The sequence below is a fragment of the Paraburkholderia sp. D15 genome (assembly GCF_029910215.1).
GTDB lineage: Bacteria > Pseudomonadota > Gammaproteobacteria > Burkholderiales > Burkholderiaceae > Paraburkholderia.
Window position 1 is genome coordinate 4221151 of sequence record NZ_CP110395.1, and the last position, 16722, is coordinate 4237872.

A 16722-nucleotide genomic window follows, 5' to 3' on the forward strand; every position below is an offset into this window, starting at 1 on the left:
GATGACTGCAAATTCGAAGGTGCCTGCTCATTGCACAGCCCAGTGCAGCCATCATGCGACAGGCGCACCCCAACGCCGAAACATGCCGGTCGCGCCCGTCACTCAGTGGCCTGCTGCACTTAATCCGGCCGTTGGGATACCAGTGGTTGGTACGAACGGGTAAGTCGCTGCGAGGTCTCGGAGTGCGCTGAGCTAGACTGAGCCTTACGGGAGGAGGCGCATCACGAAGGCGAAATTGATGGCCGGCGCAAAAAAGGGGCGCGAGAAAATGCTCCAGCGCCCCTGGGACATTAATTCTGGTTACGCCTTACCAGATAAGGCTCAGCGGCTGGAAAGAGCCCCGTAACTAAAACTAAATCGACGCCTGGTAACCGAAATTAATGCAACTCAGCAGCAGCAAGAAGCGCCTACCCCCCCTCACTCCACCGTCACCGACTTCGCCAGATTCCGCGGCTTGTCGACATCCGTCCCGCGCGCGCAGGCCGTGTGATACGCCAGCAACTGCAGCGGCACCACGTGCAGGATCGGCGACAGCAAACCATAGTGCTCCGGCATCCGGATCACATGCAGGCCTTCGTCATTGACGATCTTCGTATCCGCATCCGCGAACACATACAGCTGACCGCCACGCGCGCGCACTTCCTGGATATTCGACTTCAGCTTTTCCAGCAGCGCATCGTTCGGGGCCACCGTCACCACCGGCATCGCCTCGGTCACGAGCGCCAGCGGACCGTGCTTCAACTCGCCCGCCGGATACGCTTCAGCGTGGATGTACGAAATTTCCTTCAGCTTCAACGCCCCTTCGAGCGCGATCGGGTAATGCAGACCACGCCCGAGGAACAACGCGTGTTCCTTGCGCGAAAACTCCTCCGACCACGCGATGATCTGCGGCTCCAGCGCCAGCACGCTATTGAGCGCGGCCGGCAGATGGCGCAACTGCTTCAGGTATTCGGTTTCCTGCGCTTCGCTGACGCGGCCGCGCAGCTTCGCCAGCGTCACGGCCAGCACGAACAGCGCGACGAGCTGCGTGGTGAACGCCTTGGTCGACGCCACGCCGATCTCGCGGCCCGCATGCGTGAGGAACGACAACTCGGTCTGACGCACCATCGCGCTCGTGCCGACGTTGCAGATCGCCAGCGTGTGCTTGTGACCGAGCGACTGCGCATGCTTCAGCGCCGCGAGCGTGTCCGCCGTTTCGCCGGACTGCGAGATCACCACCACCAAGGTCTTCGGATTCGGCACCGACTCGCGATAGCGATACTCGCTGGCAATTTCCACCTGCGTCGGAATCTTCGCGACCGATTCGAGCCAGTACTTCGCCGTCAGCCCCGAGTAGTAGCTCGTGCCGCACGCCAGAATCAGCAGACTGTCGATGTCCGCGAACACCTTGTCCGCGCCGTCGCCGAACAACGAGCCATCGAACGAATCCGCCTGCGGGATCGTGTCCGAAATCGCGCGCGGCTGCTCGAAGATTTCCTTCTGCATGAAGTGACGGTACGGGCCGAGTTCGACCGCGCCGCCGTAGGCCGCCACGTGACGCGCTTCGCGCTGCGCCGCGTTGCCGTCGCGGTCGACGATACGCACGCCTTCCAGCGACAGTTCGCACACGTCGCCTTCCTCGAGGAAGATGAAGCGCTCGGTGCTGCCAGCCAGCGCCAGCGCATCCGATGCCAGGAAGTTCTCGCCATTGCCGAGGCCCACCACCAGCGGCGAGCCCTGACGCGCACCGACCACCGTATGCGGCTGGTCCTTATGCAACACCGCGATCGCGTATGCGCCATGCAATTGCGAAACGGCTTCGCGCACCGCGGCGAACAGATCGCCGCGATAGAGGCTGTGAACCAGGTGGGCGATAACCTCCGTGTCGGTTTGCGACACGAACGTATAACCCTTGCCACGCAGCATTTCGCGCAGGGCTTCGTAGTTTTCGATGATGCCGTTGTGTACCAACGCCAGCGCATCTTTCGAGAAGATCGGATGGGCGTTGTCCGTGACCGGCGCGCCATGCGTGGCCCAGCGCGTATGCGCGATCCCCGTGATGCCTTCGAGGTGGTTCTCGCGAACCTGTTCGTCGAGATCGGCCACGCGTGCCACGCTGCGCGCGCGACGCGGACCATCGGCGCCGAGCACGGCCACGCCGCACGAATCGTAGCCGCGATATTCGAGGCGACGCAGTCCTTCGATCAGGACGGGAACGATATTACGTTGCGCAACCGCGCCAACAATTCCACACATGGCTTATTCCTTTTCAGTGCTGGGTTGCAATGAGCGCGCCGCTAGCGCGCGACATGTTCATCAGCTCTTCTTCTTCGTCGGGCGGACATAGCCCGATTTGCTTGTTTGAGTCTTGTCGTTCAGCACCAGCTTTTCAGCTTCGACGTCTTTCCACACCGTGGTGCCGGCCGCGATCGTCACGCCGCGCCCGACGCGCACCGGCGCGACCAGTTGCGTATCCGAGCCGACGAACACGTCGTCTTCGATCACCGTGCGGAATTTGTTCGCACCGTCGTAGTTGCAGGTGATGGTGCCCGCGCCGATATTCACGCGCGCGCCGATATCGGCGTCGCCGATATAGGTGAGGTGATTCGCCTTGGAACCGTGGCCCAGCACCGCGTTCTTGATCTCGACGAAGTTGCCGACGTGCGATTCGTCGGCGAGCGCTGCGCCCGGACGCAGCCGCGCATACGGCCCGAGCACGACGTTCGCGCCGACCTCGGCGCCTTCGATATGCGTAAACGCGTCGACGCGCGTACCGGCGCCGAGCGTCGCATTGCGGATCACACAGTTCGGCCCGATGCTGACGTTATCGGCCAGCGTCACGCGGCCTTCGAACACGCAATTGACGTCGATGGATACATCGCGGCCGCATTCGAGCGTACCGCGCACGTCCAGACGCGCCGGATCGGCAAGTGTGACGCCCGCGACCAGCAGCGCGTCGGCCACATTGCCCTGATGGATGCGCTCGAGTTCAGCCAGTTGCTGCTTGCTGTTCACGCCGAGGGTTTCCCACTCTTCGTCAGGCTGCGTGGTCACGACTTCGAGGCCGGCCGCGATCGCCATCTCGACCGCGTCGGTCAGATAGAACTCGCCTTGCGCGTTGTCGTTTTTCAACGCCGCGAGCCAGCCGCTCAGACGGCCGGTCGGCGCGACGATGATGCCGGTGTTGATCTCGGCGATCTTCAGTTGTTCGGGCATGGCGTCCTTCTGCTCGACGATGCGCGTCACCTTGCCCTGCGCATCGCGCACGATGCGGCCGTAGCCGCTCGGGTCGGCGAGCGTGACGGTGAGCACGCCGTAGCCGCCCTGGCCCGCGCGCTCGGTGAGCGCTTCCAGCGTGCTCGCGCGTGTCAGCGGCACATCGCCATACAGCACCAGCGTGGGCGCCTGCGGATCGAGCAGCGGCAATGCCTGTTGCACCGCGTGGCCCGTGCCGAGTTGTTGTTCCTGAACAGCGAATTGAATGTCCGGCGCGGAAACGGCTTGACGCACAGCTTCGGCACCATGGCCGACCACCACCACGAGACGCGTGGGCTTCAGCGTGCGTGCGGTGTCGATGACATGAGCGAGGAGCGGCCGGCCGGCCAGCGGATGGAGCACCTTGGGCAGCGCGGACCGCATGCGCTTGCCGGTGCCTGCCGCCAAAATCACGATGTTCATGGCGTCGGCGAATTGACTAGTTTGGAGGCGCCGATTCTATCACGCAGCGCCTCGCCGAAACCCGACCTATACGCGGTGTAACTGGCTGAAACGCCCGTATTTCGGGCGTTTCCGTCAAAGATCGTCGAACTGGACGATCGAAATCGACTTCGATGCGTTGAGCATCGCGCCGTCGCCGGTATCGGTCGAACAAGGCTCTTCGTCGAACGCGATATCGCCCTGCGGATCGGCCTCGCCGGTGGCGCGCAGGCCCGCGAACGGGAACAGCTTGTGATCCATCAGATGCGACGGCACGACGTTCGACAATGCATTGAACATATTTTCGACGCGGCCCGGGAAACGCTTCTCCCAATCGCGAATCAACGCCTTCATTTCCGCGCGCTTGAGGTTCGGCTGACTACCGCACAGATTGCACGGAATGATCGGGAATTCGCGCAGTTCCGCGTACTTCTCCAGATCGGTTTCCTTCACGTACGCAAGCGGCCGGATCACGATGTTCTTGCCGTCGTCCGATTGCAGCTTGGGCGGCATGCCCTTCAGCTTGCCGCCATAGAACAGGTTCAGCAGCAGCGTTTGCAGAATGTCGTCGCGGTGATGGCCGAGCGCGATCTTGGTCGCGCCGAGCTCGCCCGCGACGCGGTACAGAATGCCGCGCCGCAGCCGCGAGCACAGCGAGCAGGTGGTCTTGCCTTCAGGCACCAGCCGCTTGACGATGCTGTAGGTGTCCTGGTTCTCGATATGAAACGGAATGTCGAGCTGCTTCAGGTACTCGGGCAGCACGTGCTCGGGAAAGCCCGGCTGCTTCTGGTCGAGATTGACGGCGACGATGTCGAAGTGAATCGGCGCGCGTTCGCGCAGGCGCATCAGCACGTCGAGCATCGCGTAACTGTCTTTGCCGCCGGACAGGCAGACCATCACCTTGTCGCCGTCCTCGATCATGTTGAAGTCGCCGATCGCCTGGCCGACCTGGCGTGCGAGGCGCTTGAACAGCTTGTTGTTCTCGTACGCTTCTTTCTGCTCGCGGCGCGTGAGCGGCGGTTTCGCCGGCGCGGCGCTTTCAGCGTCGGCAGCGGTTTGAGCGACGATGGCGTCGGCCGTCTCGAGGGCCGCTTGCGCCGAACTGCTCGCCGTTGCGTTCAGGATGTCGGGGGCATGCATCGCTCACTCCTCCTTGATACGGAACACTTCGACGCCCACCGCGTCGCAGTCCGGATAGACGTCCGGCTTTTCCGTCGACACGCGCGCGGCTCGCACCAGCGGGTGTTCGAGCATGGTCGCGACGAGGTCGTCGCAGAGCGTTTCCTGCAGATGGATGTGGCCTTGCTGGACGCGGCGCGAAATGGTGGAGCGCATGAAGTCGTAGTCGACGACTTCGTTCAGCTTGTCCTGTACCGGCGTGGACAGCGACAGCGGCACGTACAGTTCGACGTTGATCACGACGCGCTGTTCGCCGCGCTTTTCGAAATCGTGCACGCCGATGTTGATGTGCACTTCGTAATTGCGCAGAAAGAGCCGGCGGCAATCGGCAAGCCGGGGGTGCGAAAGAGCGGCAAACATGTTCGTTCCAGTCGAAAAAAGCGTGCGGGGCACGCAAGGGGGCGTTTCAGCGCGCCGTGGCCGCCGTCAAAGGCGAACCGCGGCGCATCAGGCGCCCGTCAAAAACATCACGTCGCGCGGCAGCGGCACCAGGTGCTGCCCGCCGTCGACAACCAGCGTCGTTCCGGTCACGCCCGCTGCATCGGCGAGATACAGCGCGGCGGCGACAATATCCTCGGGCCGCGACGCACGGCCCAGAGGCGTTGTACGGTGAGCCTGTTCGAAGCTTGCGGGCGTTTGATCGCCCGATTGCATCGTCAGGCCCGGCGCGAGTCCGACCACGCGCACTTTCGGCGCCAAAGCCTGCGCCAGCGCGATCGTGGCGGTCTGCATGGCCGCTTTCGTGAGCGTGTACGACAGGTAGTCCGGATTCATGTTGTACAGCTTCTGGTCCAGCACGTTGATCACCACGCCGCGCTGGCTTTCGTCGCCGAGGGCCGTCTCCGGCGTCGCGTCGTACAGCATGCGCGCGAGCACCAGCGGCGCGCCGACGTTCATCGCCGTCAGTTTCAGCAGCAGGTCGTAACCGACGTCGCGCGCGGTGTCTTCCTCGAAGCGCGACGCGTTGTTCACGATGCACACCGGCCGGCCCAGCGCCGCCGTGCAGTCCGGCAGCAGCCGCGCGACCTGCGCCTCGTCGCCCAGCTCGGCCTGCAAGGCCACTGCCCGGCGGCCCAGCGCGACGACCTCGGCAACCACCTGGTCGGCCTCGTCCCGAGACGCGCCGTAATGGACCGCCACGTCCCAGCCACGCGCGGCGAAGCCGAGCGCGAGCGCCCGGCCGATGCGGCGCGCGGCGCCGGTAATCAGTACGACGCGCGGCGCTTCAGGCGCGCGGGAGGCGGCAGTGTCCAGAGAGGCGGTCATTTACAATGCGAGGATGAATCCGAAAGCTCACCAACCCGATAGTTTACCTGCTCCCGGCCCGAGCGCGCTGGCGCAGTCCGAAGCGCTGGTCGCGCAACTGCGCGCGGAGCTCGACGGCGCCGGCGGCTGGCTGCCGTTCGACCGCTACATGGAGCGCGCGTTATACGCGCCGGGACTGGGCTATTACAGCGGCGGCGCCCGCAAATTCGGGCTGCGCGGCGACGATGGCAGCGACTTCGTGACCGCCCCGGAACTGTCGCCGCTGTTCGCCGCGACGCTGGCGCGGCCACTCGCCGAAGCCTTGCAGGCAAGCGGCACGCGCGACGTGATGGAATTCGGCGCGGGCACGGGCAAACTCGCGGCGGGCCTGCTCATGGCGCTCGATGCGCTGGGCGTGGACTTCGACAGCTACGCGATCGTGGATTTGTCGGGCGAGTTGCGCGAACGGCAACGCGAGTCGATCGAAGCGGCGGCGCCCGCACTTGCCGCGAAAGTGCGCTGGCTGGACGCGTTGCCCGAGCGCTTCGAAGGCGTGGTGATCGGCAACGAGGTACTCGACGCGATGCCGGTGCGTCTGTTCGCCTTCGCGGACGGCGTCTGGCACGAACGCGGCGTGACGCTGCGCGCCAACACCTTCGCGTTCGAGGACCGTCCGGTAAGCTCGGCGGAGGATCTTGCCACGCTCGCCGACATCGATACCGGCGGCGACGACTACGTGACCGAAACGCACGAAGCCGCACGCGCCTTCACGCGGACCATCTGCACGATGCTCGCGCGCGGCGCGGCGTTTTTCATCGACTATGGTTTTCCACGCCACGAGTACTATCACGCGCAGCGTGCGCAGGGCACGCTGATGTGCCACTACCGGCATCGCGCGCATGGCGATCCGTTTCTTTATCCGGGCTTGCAGGACATCACCGCGCACGTGGAATTCACCGGCATCGCCGAAGCGGGTGTCGAGACCGGCGCGGATCTGCTCGGCTTCACGTCGCAAGCGCGGTTTTTGATGAACGCGGGCATTACCGACGCGCTGTCGGAAATCGATCCGTCCGATACGAAGCGGTTTCTGCCCGCGGCGAATGCGGTGCAGAAGCTGCTGTCGGAAGCCGAGATGGGCGAGCTGTTCAAGGTGATCGCGTTTTCGCGCGGTCTGGATGACACGTTGCAAGCGTTTTCGAGCGGCGACCGCTCGCATACGCTGTGATTGCCGGCTCTGCCCGACTCGGGAACGCGCGATGATCCGCTGGCTTTTGACGACTTTCGTGGCAGTGGCCGTGCTGTCGGCCTGCTGGCCGTGGCTCAGGAAAATCGGTATCGGCCGCATGCCGGGCGACGTGACGTTGCGGCTCTTTGGCCGCGAGTACCCGTTTCCGTTCATGTCGACGCTGGTGCTGTCGATGTTGTTGTCGTTGCTCGCGCGGCTGCTGTAACGATTCCCGCGATGCGCTGACCGGACATATCGGCTTTGTGTGCCGATATGTCCACTACTCCGCTACTCGCGCTGTTCTCCGCGTTCGCCGCCCTCACGGCATGCGCCGCTCTCGCGGCTCGAAGGCCGAACCGCTTCCACCTACTCTGCCATTGCGGCCGCCACCGCCCGCACGCGTTCCATGTGCACCGCGTCCTTGATGGCCGCCGGCGCATCGGCCAGCCGCTTCGCGACTGCGCCGGCATCCACGCCGCGCGCCGCCACCAGCGCAATTCTCAGCCGCTCCGCCTGCGGATACTCGCGCGCTTCGAAGCCAAGCCGTCCGCGCGCATCCGCCTCGCACGCCTGCAACGCTTCGGCGAAACGCGCCGGCTTGCGAATCGCGTCGCTGCGTTCGAGCAGCCTCACCAGGGCCGCCGCCCCCATTTCCATCACGCGATGAATATTGCCGTGCTCGCGCGCCACGAGCAGCGCGAGATCGCGGCACTCGTTGGGCACACGCAGCCGCTCGCACAAGGGCTTGAGCAGATTCACGCTGCGCTCTTCATGGCCGATATGGCGCGGCAATACGTCCGCCGGCGTCGTGGCCTTGCCGAGGTCGTGCGTCAATGCGGCGAAACGAACCGGCAATGCGTAACCCTGCTGCGCGGCGTGATCGACCACCATCATCACGTGAACGCCCGTGTCCACTTCGGGGTGATAGTCGGCGCGTTGCGGCACGCCGTACAGCGCGTCGATCTCGGGCAGAATGCGCGCCAACGCACCGCACTCGCGCAACACCTCGAACATGCGCGACGGCTGCTTCTCCATGAGGCCGCGCGACACTTCCTGCCACACGCGCTCGGCGACCAGCGCATCCACTTCACCGTCGGCGACCATCTTGCGCATCAGCGTCAGCGTTTCGGGCGCGACCGTGAAATCCACGAACCTCGCCGCGAATCGCGCGATCCGCAGAATCCGCACGGGATCTTCGAGGAACGCATCGCTCACATGACGGAACAGCCGTGCGCGCAGATCGCCCTGACCGTCGAACGGATCGATCACCGGCCCGGTCAGTTCGCCGTCGGGACGCACTTCGCGCGCCATCGCATTGATCGTGAGATCGCGGCGCGCGAGATCTTCCTCCAGCGTCACGTCCGGCGCGAAGAAAAACTGGAAGCCGTGATAGCCCGCCGCCGTCTTGCGTTCGGTACGCGCAAGCGCGTATTCCTCGTGCGTCTGCGGATGAAGAAACACCGGAAAGTCCTTGCCCACCGGACGATAACCCTGCGCGACCATCTGCTCCGGCGTCGCACCGACCACGACGTAATCGCGGTCCTGCACCGGTACGCCCAGCACCTCGTCGCGGATCGCGCCGCCTACCGCGTAGATATTCATGGGCATTCGTCTTGATCCGGCAGTGCGTGCGTTTCGCGCAGCGCGTCGTCGATCCATGCCTTCACGGCGGGCACCGCGGCAATGCGGCGCGCGTAGGCGGACGCGGCTTCGGACAAAGCGGGCTGCCACGTGTTGAAGCGCATCACGACCGGCGCGTACATCGCGTCGGCAATGGTGAAATCGCCGAACAGGAACGGGCCGCCGTAGGTGTCGAGGCAATCGCGCCACAGCGCGTCGATGCGCGCGATGTCGGCGAGCGCGCCGGGCGTCGCGTTCTTGCCGGGAAACGACGCGCGGATGTTCATCCACATGTTCGAGCGCAATTCGCCGAAGCCCGAATGCATTTCCGCGCTCACGCTGCGCGCGTGACTGCGGGCGGCGGCATCGCGCGGCCAGAGCGGATGCTGCGGAAAACGCTCGGCGAGCGTTTCGGCGATGGCCAGCGAGTCCCATGTCGCGTGCCCCGTGTCGTCGACCAGACAGGGCACCTTGCCCGCACCATTCGGCGCGTGCGCGCGGATCGCGGCGGCCGTGCCGGGTTCGCGCAGAAGGATCAGCACTTCTTCGAACGGAATGCCGAAATGCTTCAGCAGCAGCCATGGCCGCATCGACCACGACGAATAGTTCTTGTCACCAATGATCAGCTTCATGCTTTGTATGGCGTGAGGGGGAAAGAGATTTTAGCGGCCAGCGCTGGCGCGGAACGTATCGAAGCGCGAGCGCGTCGACGCGCCGGTGAGGTAAACCGGCGCGATGGTTTCGATGCTGGTCGGCTCGATCCCTAGTTCGGGCGCGAGCGGCCCGCTCAACACGTTGTCGACTTTCATCGAATCGAGATTGTCGCGTGAAATCACCGGTTCGCCGGGCGCCATTTCGAAGCTCAACGCCTGCAGGCGCGCGAACGCGTCCGGTAGACGGATGATGCGCGCGTGTTTGCCGATCACGTCGCCGCAATACGCGACGAGGTCTTCGAGCGTGTAGACGGTCGGGCCGCCGAGTTCGTACGTGCGACCGCTCGCGGCGTCGAGATCGAGCGTGTTCATGATCGCCTTCGCGACATCGTCGACGTAGACCGGCTGAAATTTCGCGTCGGGCATGGCGAGCGGAATGGCCGGGAACATCTTCTGCAGAAACGCGAATTTGTTGAGGAACTGGTCCTCCTGGCCGAACACCACCGACGGCCGGAAAATCGTCCACGCCAGATTTGCCGCGTGCACCGCCTTCTCGCCGTCGCCCTTCGAGCGCGTGTACATGCTGGGCCCGCTCGGATCGGCGCCCAACGCGCTAAGGTGAATCAGCCGATGCACGCCCTTGCCTTCGCAAGCCGCGACGATTTTGGTGGGTAGCTCGACGTGAATGCGCGCGAACTCCGGGCCATACGGCTTGCCGCGTTTGCCGTGCAGCGTCCCGACGAGGTTGATCACGCAATCGGCGCCCTCGACGAAACGCGCGAGCTGGACCGGATCGAACACGTCGGTCTCGATCACGTCGATAGGTAGCAGGGTGAGGTGGCGGGCGTTGTAGCGGCGCCGGGTGGCAATGCGCACGTCTTTGCCCATTTCCACGAGCGCATTGACGAGATGGCTGCCGATAAAACCGGAACCGCCGATGATCGCAACGGCTTGATGTCGCATTTTCGACTCCCTGGTGGAAGCCGCGGCAACGGCTGGCGAAGCGCGCCGCCGTCTCGTTTGGGTCGAGGCGGCGGCGGCACGGCGCTTACGGCTTACGGTGCGATGTAACCCAGCCGCGCCTTCAGCGATTGCGGACGGCCTTCGAACAATGCCGCGTAGTAGACGGTGTTGGACAACACGTTCTTCACGTAGTCGCGCGTTTCCTGGAACGGAATCGCCTCGGCGAAGATCGCGCCTTCCACCGGACGCTGCAACGACTGCCGCCAGTTGCGCGGACGGCCCGGACCGGCGTTGTAGCCGGCGGTGGCGAGCACGGCGGACCCGTCGAACTGATTGTAGATCATGGACAGGTAGTTGGTGCCCAGCAGGATGTTGGTGTTGATGTCGTTCATCTGCTCGCGCGAGATCGGGCCGAGGCCGATCTTTTTCGCGACCAGTTGCGCGGTGCCCGGCATCAACTGCATCAGGCCGCTCGCGCCGACTTCCGAGCGCGCGTTCATGATGAAGCGCGACTCCTGGCGGATCAAACCATACGCCCACTCCACATCCAGCCCGTTCGATTGCGAATCGCGCTCGACGATATCGCGGAACGGCGACAGATAACGCAACGAGAAATCGTGCTCGCTCTTCGTGCGGTCCGCCGTATTCACGGTCCGGTCGTAAAGCTGGATCCGGCGCGCGTATTCGGCGGCGGCGATCAACTGACGGTCGCTCATATTGCGCAGCGGCCAGTTCCATTCGCGGTTGCCTTCGAGGCGCAGATTCAGCGCGTAGAAGCGCTGCGCCAGATCGAAGCCCGGCGTATTGCCGGCTTGCTGGACTTCGGCATCCGTGACGGTGGTTTTCGGCGGGACGGTGATCTTCTGGCCGAGTTCTTCGGCGGCCAGTTGACCGTAGAAATTAAAGCCCTGCGAGATCGAATCGAATTCCTGGTTCGCGGTGGCCGTGTCGCCGGCCTGCTTCAGCGCGCGCGCATGCCAGTAGATCCACGACGGCTGATTGCGCAACGCGGCCGGCATCTGCTCGATCGACCAGCGCACCATCGTCCAGTCGCCGGCCAGCAGCGCGGTGCGGGTGCGCCACTCGTACGCCGGGTTCGACAGCGGCGCATTCACCGACAGCCGGTACCAGTCCACCGCGCTCGGCATCTGCTTGGCGGCGGCCTGATACGCAATCGTGCCCCAGCCGATCGCGCGTTCGGGCGAACTCAGCGACGGCGCAACCGACGCGAACGTGGCCGCGGCCATGGCCGGATCGTTACGCGCCATGCGCGTGATCGCCAGCAACGCCAGTTGATGCGACTGCGCGTCCGGACCGACGCCGCGCGCCAGCAACAGCGGCGGCGTGCTCGTCGCCTGACCGAACAGCACCGGATCGGGCGGCTGGTTGCTGAGGGCGTCGACAAGCTTGCTGCCGGTGGCCGTGTAGTTCTGTTCGTACGCGAGACGGATCTGCTGCCAGATGTCGTCGGTGCTGAATTGACGGTTCACGCCCAGCGCGGTGATCAGATCGACGCAGCCGTCGCCGTACCACTTCGGATCGACCAGCAGCGCACGCGCGGCATCGGCCACGTTCTCGCCGCGCGACGCGCGCGATTCGAGCGCATAGCACTTCACCTGCGTGTCGTCGTTCAGCACGAAGCGCGCGTATTGCTGGTCGAAGTTGCGCCAGTCGTGACGCGCGCCGAGCACCGTCAGATAGTCGTTACGCAGACGGTCGGCGATCGCCTGGCCGTCGTACTTCTGCAGGAACGCGAGCACCGGTGCGTCCGGCGCATCGACCCGCGCGTGGCCGCTCGAATCGAACAGTTGCGGCTTGAGCTGGAAGTACTCCAGATACGACGTCGCGGGATAGCTCGGAATCATGCTCGCGAGCTGCGCGGCGCGCGCTGGATCGTTATTGCGCGCGGCCTCGCGAAGCTGGACGAAAATCTGGTCGTCGTTCGAGAGCTGTGAAATGGGAATGGGCTTGACGGCGGAGGCCGTGCTGCACGCGACGAGCGCCGCGGCGGCAAGCGCCAGACCGGCCGCGCGATATACTCGGTAAAGGCGTTTTGACATCGTTGTTTCTGGAGCGCGAATTGAACCCAAGCATAGCATGCAACCCCGCCGCGGAATCGAAAAAGGCGCTGCGTCGAATGCTATTGGAAGCCAGACTGCAAGCGGCTTCCGAGCCTGCTCGCAACACCGCGCTCGGGCGTCGCGTGCTCGATGCGCTGAAGCGTTACGACGTGCGCAGCGTGGGGTTCTACTGGCCGCTCGCGGGTGAGTTCGACGCGCGCGGCGCGATCGCGCTGTGGCTTGCCGCCGATGCGCAGCGCGAAGCCGCGCTGCCGGTCGTCAGGGAACGCGGCGTGCCACTTGAGTTTCACGCATGGACGCCCGATACGCCGATGCGCATCGGTCATCACAAGATCGCGGAACCGGCCTCCGGGCGCGTGACGATTCCCGAGTTGCTGTTCGTGCCTTGCGTGGGTTTCGATGCCGATGGTTTTCGCCTCGGCTATGGCGGCGGCTACTACGACCGCACGCTGGCCGCTTGGCCGGGGGCCGCGCAACCGGTCACGGTCGGCATCGCGTATGAAGCGTGCCGCACCCAGGCGCTGCAACGCGAGGCGCACGACATGCCGCTCGATCTGATCGTCACCGAGGCCGCGCTTTATCCGCAACCGGCAGCCTGACGCCGCGCGCCTCACGCCCGTCACATCAATCCGCGACCACCTCGACCTACAACGAAGCCGCTGCGCGCGCCGCCGTGTCGTACAAGCCGGACGCGTTGCGCATCAACTGCGCCGCGTCGCCGATCTGTTCATTGGTCAGGCCGCTTTCCTTCAACGTCGAAATCAGGCAGCTCTCGCGCACCTCGCGGTAGCGCATGCACAACTCGCGGCCCGCGTCGGTCGCCGAGAAGAACACTTCCTTGCCGGTCTTTTCGCTGTTTACATACCCTCTAGCTACGAGCTTCTTCAACGCGTAGGTGGCGACGTGCGTGTCCTCGATGTTCAGCACGAAGCAGATGTCCGCCAGCTTCTTGCGCCGCTCGCGATGACTGACGTGATGCAGCAGCGAGACTTCGATGGCGGTCATGTCCTTGTCCCCGGCCGCCGACATGCAACGCACCATCCATCGGTTGAATGCGTTGCCTGCCATGATCAGCGCGTATTCGAGTTCGGACAGTTCCGCGCTGGTGTCGGACACGAGGTGCTCCGACGAAACGATCTTGGTGGGATGGCGCGACATGATGACGATTCCCGGCTCACGGTGTGGAAAGGTGTCGGGAGTGTACGACGAGCGACCGGTCCCGGCGAGCCTGGCAAAAACGCTTATTGAGAAATTGTTGATATTTTATTGATAATGTACGCTTCAAACATCGTGAGCCCGATGCCGTTATCACAGGCAGACGGGGCCGCCATGTGTTCGATTCCTCCGACTTGACCAGGGCCGTTAAGCCATGAGCCAACCAAGAATCTTCCCGCTCGGCGATGCCGCGCTAGTCTGCGAGGCGCCGCCGCCCGCCACGCTGGATTGTCAGCGGCGCGTGTGGGCCGCTGCGGCCGCCGCGCACGACTGGCCGCATGTGCTGGAAGTCGTGCCGGGCATGAACAACCTGACGCTCGTGTTCGATCCGCTCGAAGCCGACCCCGAGGCGCTCGCCGCGCAGTTGCAAGCGGCGTGGGAGAAAGCCGGCACGGTGCAGGACGCCGGGCGCGAAGTCGAGATTCCGGTGCAATACGGCGGCGAGTTCGGCCCCGACCTGCAGGCCGTCGCCAATCACACGGGCTTGAGCGTGCGCGAGGTGGTCGAGCGTCATTCGAGCGGCGAGTACGTGGTGTTCTTTCTCGGCTTCCAGCCGGGCTTCGCTTATATGGGCGGTCTCGACGCCGCGCTGCACACGCCGCGCCGCGCGTCGCCGCGGCTCGAAGTGCCGGCCGGATCGGTCGGTATCGGCGGCGAACAGACGGGGATCTATCCGGCTACGTCGCCCGGTGGCTGGCAGTTGATCGGACGCACCGAGCTGCCGCTGTTCGACCCGGCGCGCCGGCCGCCCACGCTGCTGCAACCGGGCGACCGGGTGCGCTTCACCATCGCGGGGATACACGCATGATCGACGTGATTCGCGCCGGTCTGTTGACCACCATTCAGGATCTCGGCCGTCATGGCTACCGGCATCTCGGCGTCGCGATGGGCGGAGCGCTCGACCGCCTGTCGCTCGAAGTCGGCAACCGCCTGGTCGGCAACCGGCCCGACGCGGCCGGTCTGGAAATCACCTTCGGCCCCACCGTGCTGCGCTTTCTGCGCGCGACGCGGGTCGCCATCACCGGCACCGAATTCGGCGCGACGCTCGACGGCAAGCCGGTCTACTCCTGGTGGAGCCTGCCGGTGCAGGCCGGCCAGGAGCTGGTGCTGAACGCGGCAAAGCGCGGCATGCGCGGCTACGTGTGCGTGGCGGGCGGCATCGACGTATTGCCGATGCTCGGCTCGCGCAGCACGGATCTCGCCGGCCACTTCGGCGGACTCGGCGGCCGCGCGTTGCGTGACGGCGATCGTCTGCCGGTCGGTGCGCCGCCGCAGCGCGGCCACGTGGGCTTTACGCCCGAAGCCCCTGAGTTCGGCGTGAAAGCGCCCAGCTGGTGCAAGTTCGTGCTGGTCCACGAGCCGCTGCGACGCGGCCGTCACCCGTCGGGGGTGCCGTGGGCGGTGCCGATCCGTGTGCTGCGCGGTCCCGAGTACGACAGCTTCACCGAGGCCGCGCACGACACGTTCTGGTCGGACGAGTGGCTGGTTACGCCCAACAGCAATCGCATGGGCTATCGCCTCGCGGGCGCCGAGCTCAAGCGCACGAAAAAGAGCGATCTGCTGTCGCACGCGGTGTTGCCGGGCACGATTCAGGTGCCGCCGAACGGCCAGCCGATCGTGCTGATGAGCGACGCGCAAACCACCGGCGGTTATCCGAAGATCGGCGCGGTGATCCAGGCCGATCTGTGGAAACTCGCTCAGGTGCGCCTGAACGCCGCCGTCCGCTTCATCCCGACGACGCCGCATGAAGCGCGTCAGGCTCTGCTCGAGGAACGCACGTATTTGCGGCAGATCGATGCCGCGATTGCGATGCATGAAGAACGCTGCGCCCGCCAACTGGCGGCCGCGGCGCTGTAGAAACCGTGCGCCGATGCGGGTGCGACGCGCGAGGTGGTTCCGAACGGACTGTTCTCGTTATGCCCAACCCCGGCTCGGCCCGGCGTAGTTTTGAAAGTAGAGGAACACCATGGAAATCGATTTGAACGCCGACCTCGGCGAAGGCTGCGGCTCCGACGAGGCGCTGCTCGACCTCGTCAGCTCCGCGAACATCGCGTGCGGCTGGCACGCCGGCGGCGCCAACGCCATGCGCGACTGCGTGCGCTGGGCGGTGGAAAAAGGCGTGTCGATCGGCGCGCATCCGAGTTTTAACGACCCGGAAAACTTCGGCCGCAAGGAGATGGACCTGCCGGCCAACGATATTTACGCGGGCGTGCTGTACCAACTGGGCGCGCTGTCGGCGATCGCGCAGGCGGAGGGCGGGCGCATCGCGCACGTCAAACCGCACGGCGCGCTGTACAACCAGGCCGCGCGCGATCCGAAGATCGCCGACGCGATCGTCTCCGCCGTGCACGACTTCGATCCGTCGCTGGCGGTGTTCGCGCTGGCCAACAGCGGGCTCGTGACTGCGGCGCGCAACGCGGGCCTGACGGCCGTCGAAGAAGTGTTCGCCGACCGCGGCTATCGCGCCGACGGTTCGCTCGTGCCGCGCAAGGAACCGGGCGCGCTGCTCGACGACGAGAACCAGGTGCTGGCGCGCACGCTCGCGATGGTGCGCGAGCAGCGCGTGCAGGCCGTCGACGGTCAATGGGTGCCGCTGAACGCGCAGACCATCTGTCTGCACGGCGACGGTCCGCATGCGCTGGCTTTCGCGCGACGCATTCGCGACGCGCTGGAAGATGCCGGCATCGAAGTGCACGCGGCGGGCACGGTGCGCGTCTAGCGGAACGCGCGCGTCGGTGAATGCACCGGACAGCGCCCTTCAACCGTCGTGCCGCAGCCTCGATTCATGCCCGCCACGCCCCGCTTCGCGCGGGGCGTTTGCCAGACGCAAGACGCCAGACACACAGCCATACCGAAGTCGTTGCAG

General features: G+C 65.1%; 16 protein-coding genes. 6 read left to right on the plus strand and 10 right to left on the minus strand.

The features are described 5' to 3' along the window. Positions 1 to 417: 417 nt before the first annotated feature. The 5 genes from glmS to LFL96_RS18490 form a co-directional block, all read right to left on the minus strand. Positions 418 to 2235 carry a glutamine--fructose-6-phosphate transaminase (isomerizing) gene (glmS, locus tag LFL96_RS18470; RefSeq protein ID WP_280996625.1) on the minus strand — a complete coding sequence of 606 codons (1818 nt, stop codon included), beginning with the start codon at positions 2233 to 2235 and terminating at the stop codon, positions 418 to 420. A 60-nt stretch (positions 2236 to 2295) separates the two neighbouring features. Beyond that, on the minus strand, positions 2296 to 3657 hold the full coding sequence (gene glmU, locus LFL96_RS18475; RefSeq protein WP_280996626.1) for a bifunctional UDP-N-acetylglucosamine diphosphorylase/glucosamine-1-phosphate N-acetyltransferase GlmU: 1362 nt from the start codon (positions 3655 to 3657) through the stop codon (positions 2296 to 2298). 114 nt (positions 3658 to 3771) lie between these two features. Next, positions 3772 to 4815 (minus strand): tRNA 2-thiocytidine(32) synthetase TtcA, encoded by a 1044-nt coding sequence (ttcA, locus tag LFL96_RS18480; protein ID WP_280996627.1) that lies wholly within the window; start codon positions 4813 to 4815, stop codon positions 3772 to 3774. Positions 4816 to 4818: 3 nt separating this feature from the next. After that, positions 4819 to 5214: a dihydroneopterin aldolase gene (locus tag LFL96_RS18485; RefSeq protein WP_280996629.1), complete on the minus strand. Its 396-nt coding sequence runs from the start codon at positions 5212 to 5214 to the stop codon at positions 4819 to 4821. An 87-nt stretch (positions 5215 to 5301) separates the two neighbouring features. Then, a complete protein-coding gene (locus LFL96_RS18490) occupies positions 5302 to 6120 on the minus strand; it encodes an SDR family oxidoreductase (protein ID WP_280996630.1) in 819 nt (272 codons plus the stop codon). 13 nt (positions 6121 to 6133) lie between these two features. On the opposite strand from LFL96_RS18490, the gene LFL96_RS18495 reads away from it, so the two are divergent. Then, positions 6134 to 7324: an SAM-dependent methyltransferase gene (locus LFL96_RS18495; protein WP_280996631.1), complete on the plus strand. Its 1191-nt coding sequence runs from the start codon at positions 6134 to 6136 to the stop codon at positions 7322 to 7324. A gap of 31 nt (positions 7325 to 7355) precedes the next feature. Beyond that, complete coding sequence (locus LFL96_RS18500; RefSeq protein ID WP_105510051.1) at positions 7356 to 7550, plus strand: DUF2905 domain-containing protein; 195 nt, start codon at positions 7356 to 7358, stop codon at positions 7548 to 7550. A gap of 140 nt (positions 7551 to 7690) precedes the next feature. On the opposite strand, the gene LFL96_RS18505 is transcribed toward LFL96_RS18500, so the two are convergent. From LFL96_RS18505 to LFL96_RS18520, 4 genes are all read right to left on the minus strand, one after another. Beyond that, the gene (locus tag LFL96_RS18505; protein WP_281000830.1) at positions 7691 to 8926 is read right to left on the minus strand and encodes a multifunctional CCA addition/repair protein; all 1236 of its coding nucleotides are present in this window, start codon (positions 8924 to 8926) and stop codon (positions 7691 to 7693) included. After that, the gene (locus tag LFL96_RS18510; protein ID WP_280996634.1) at positions 8923 to 9576 is read right to left on the minus strand and encodes a glutathione S-transferase family protein; all 654 of its coding nucleotides are present in this window, start codon (positions 9574 to 9576) and stop codon (positions 8923 to 8925) included. Before LFL96_RS18510 ends, LFL96_RS18505 begins: the two co-directional genes overlap by 4 nt. A gap of 30 nt (positions 9577 to 9606) precedes the next feature. Beyond that, positions 9607 to 10560 carry a complex I NDUFA9 subunit family protein gene (locus LFL96_RS18515; RefSeq protein ID WP_280996635.1) on the minus strand — a complete coding sequence of 318 codons (954 nt, stop codon included), beginning with the start codon at positions 10558 to 10560 and terminating at the stop codon, positions 9607 to 9609. A gap of 92 nt (positions 10561 to 10652) precedes the next feature. Beyond that, positions 10653 to 12620: a lytic transglycosylase domain-containing protein gene (locus LFL96_RS18520; RefSeq protein ID WP_280996636.1), complete on the minus strand. Its 1968-nt coding sequence runs from the start codon at positions 12618 to 12620 to the stop codon at positions 10653 to 10655. A gap of 77 nt (positions 12621 to 12697) precedes the next feature. Here LFL96_RS18520 and LFL96_RS18525 point away from each other — a divergent pair, with 77 nt between their 5' ends. Then, positions 12698 to 13240: a 5-formyltetrahydrofolate cyclo-ligase gene (locus LFL96_RS18525; RefSeq protein ID WP_280996638.1), complete on the plus strand. Its 543-nt coding sequence runs from the start codon at positions 12698 to 12700 to the stop codon at positions 13238 to 13240. 46 nt (positions 13241 to 13286) lie between these two features. Here LFL96_RS18525 and LFL96_RS18530 read toward each other — a convergent pair whose 3' ends face one another. Next, positions 13287 to 13799 carry a winged helix DNA-binding protein gene (locus LFL96_RS18530; RefSeq protein WP_280996639.1) on the minus strand — a complete coding sequence of 171 codons (513 nt, stop codon included), beginning with the start codon at positions 13797 to 13799 and terminating at the stop codon, positions 13287 to 13289. A 211-nt stretch (positions 13800 to 14010) separates the two neighbouring features. On the opposite strand from LFL96_RS18530, the gene pxpB reads away from it, so the two are divergent. From pxpB to pxpA, 3 genes are all read left to right on the plus strand, one after another. Continuing rightward, positions 14011 to 14664 carry a 5-oxoprolinase subunit PxpB gene (pxpB, locus tag LFL96_RS18535; RefSeq protein WP_280996640.1) on the plus strand — a complete coding sequence of 218 codons (654 nt, stop codon included), beginning with the start codon at positions 14011 to 14013 and terminating at the stop codon, positions 14662 to 14664. Then, the gene (locus LFL96_RS18540; protein ID WP_280996641.1) at positions 14661 to 15713 is read left to right on the plus strand and encodes a biotin-dependent carboxyltransferase family protein; all 1053 of its coding nucleotides are present in this window, start codon (positions 14661 to 14663) and stop codon (positions 15711 to 15713) included. The genes pxpB and LFL96_RS18540 overlap by 4 nt, the downstream gene beginning before the upstream one ends. 109 nt (positions 15714 to 15822) lie before the next feature. After that, entirely contained in the window at positions 15823 to 16575 is a 753-nt protein-coding gene (gene pxpA, locus LFL96_RS18545) for a 5-oxoprolinase subunit PxpA (protein WP_280996642.1), read from the plus strand. The last annotated feature ends 147 nt before the right edge of the window (positions 16576 to 16722 follow it).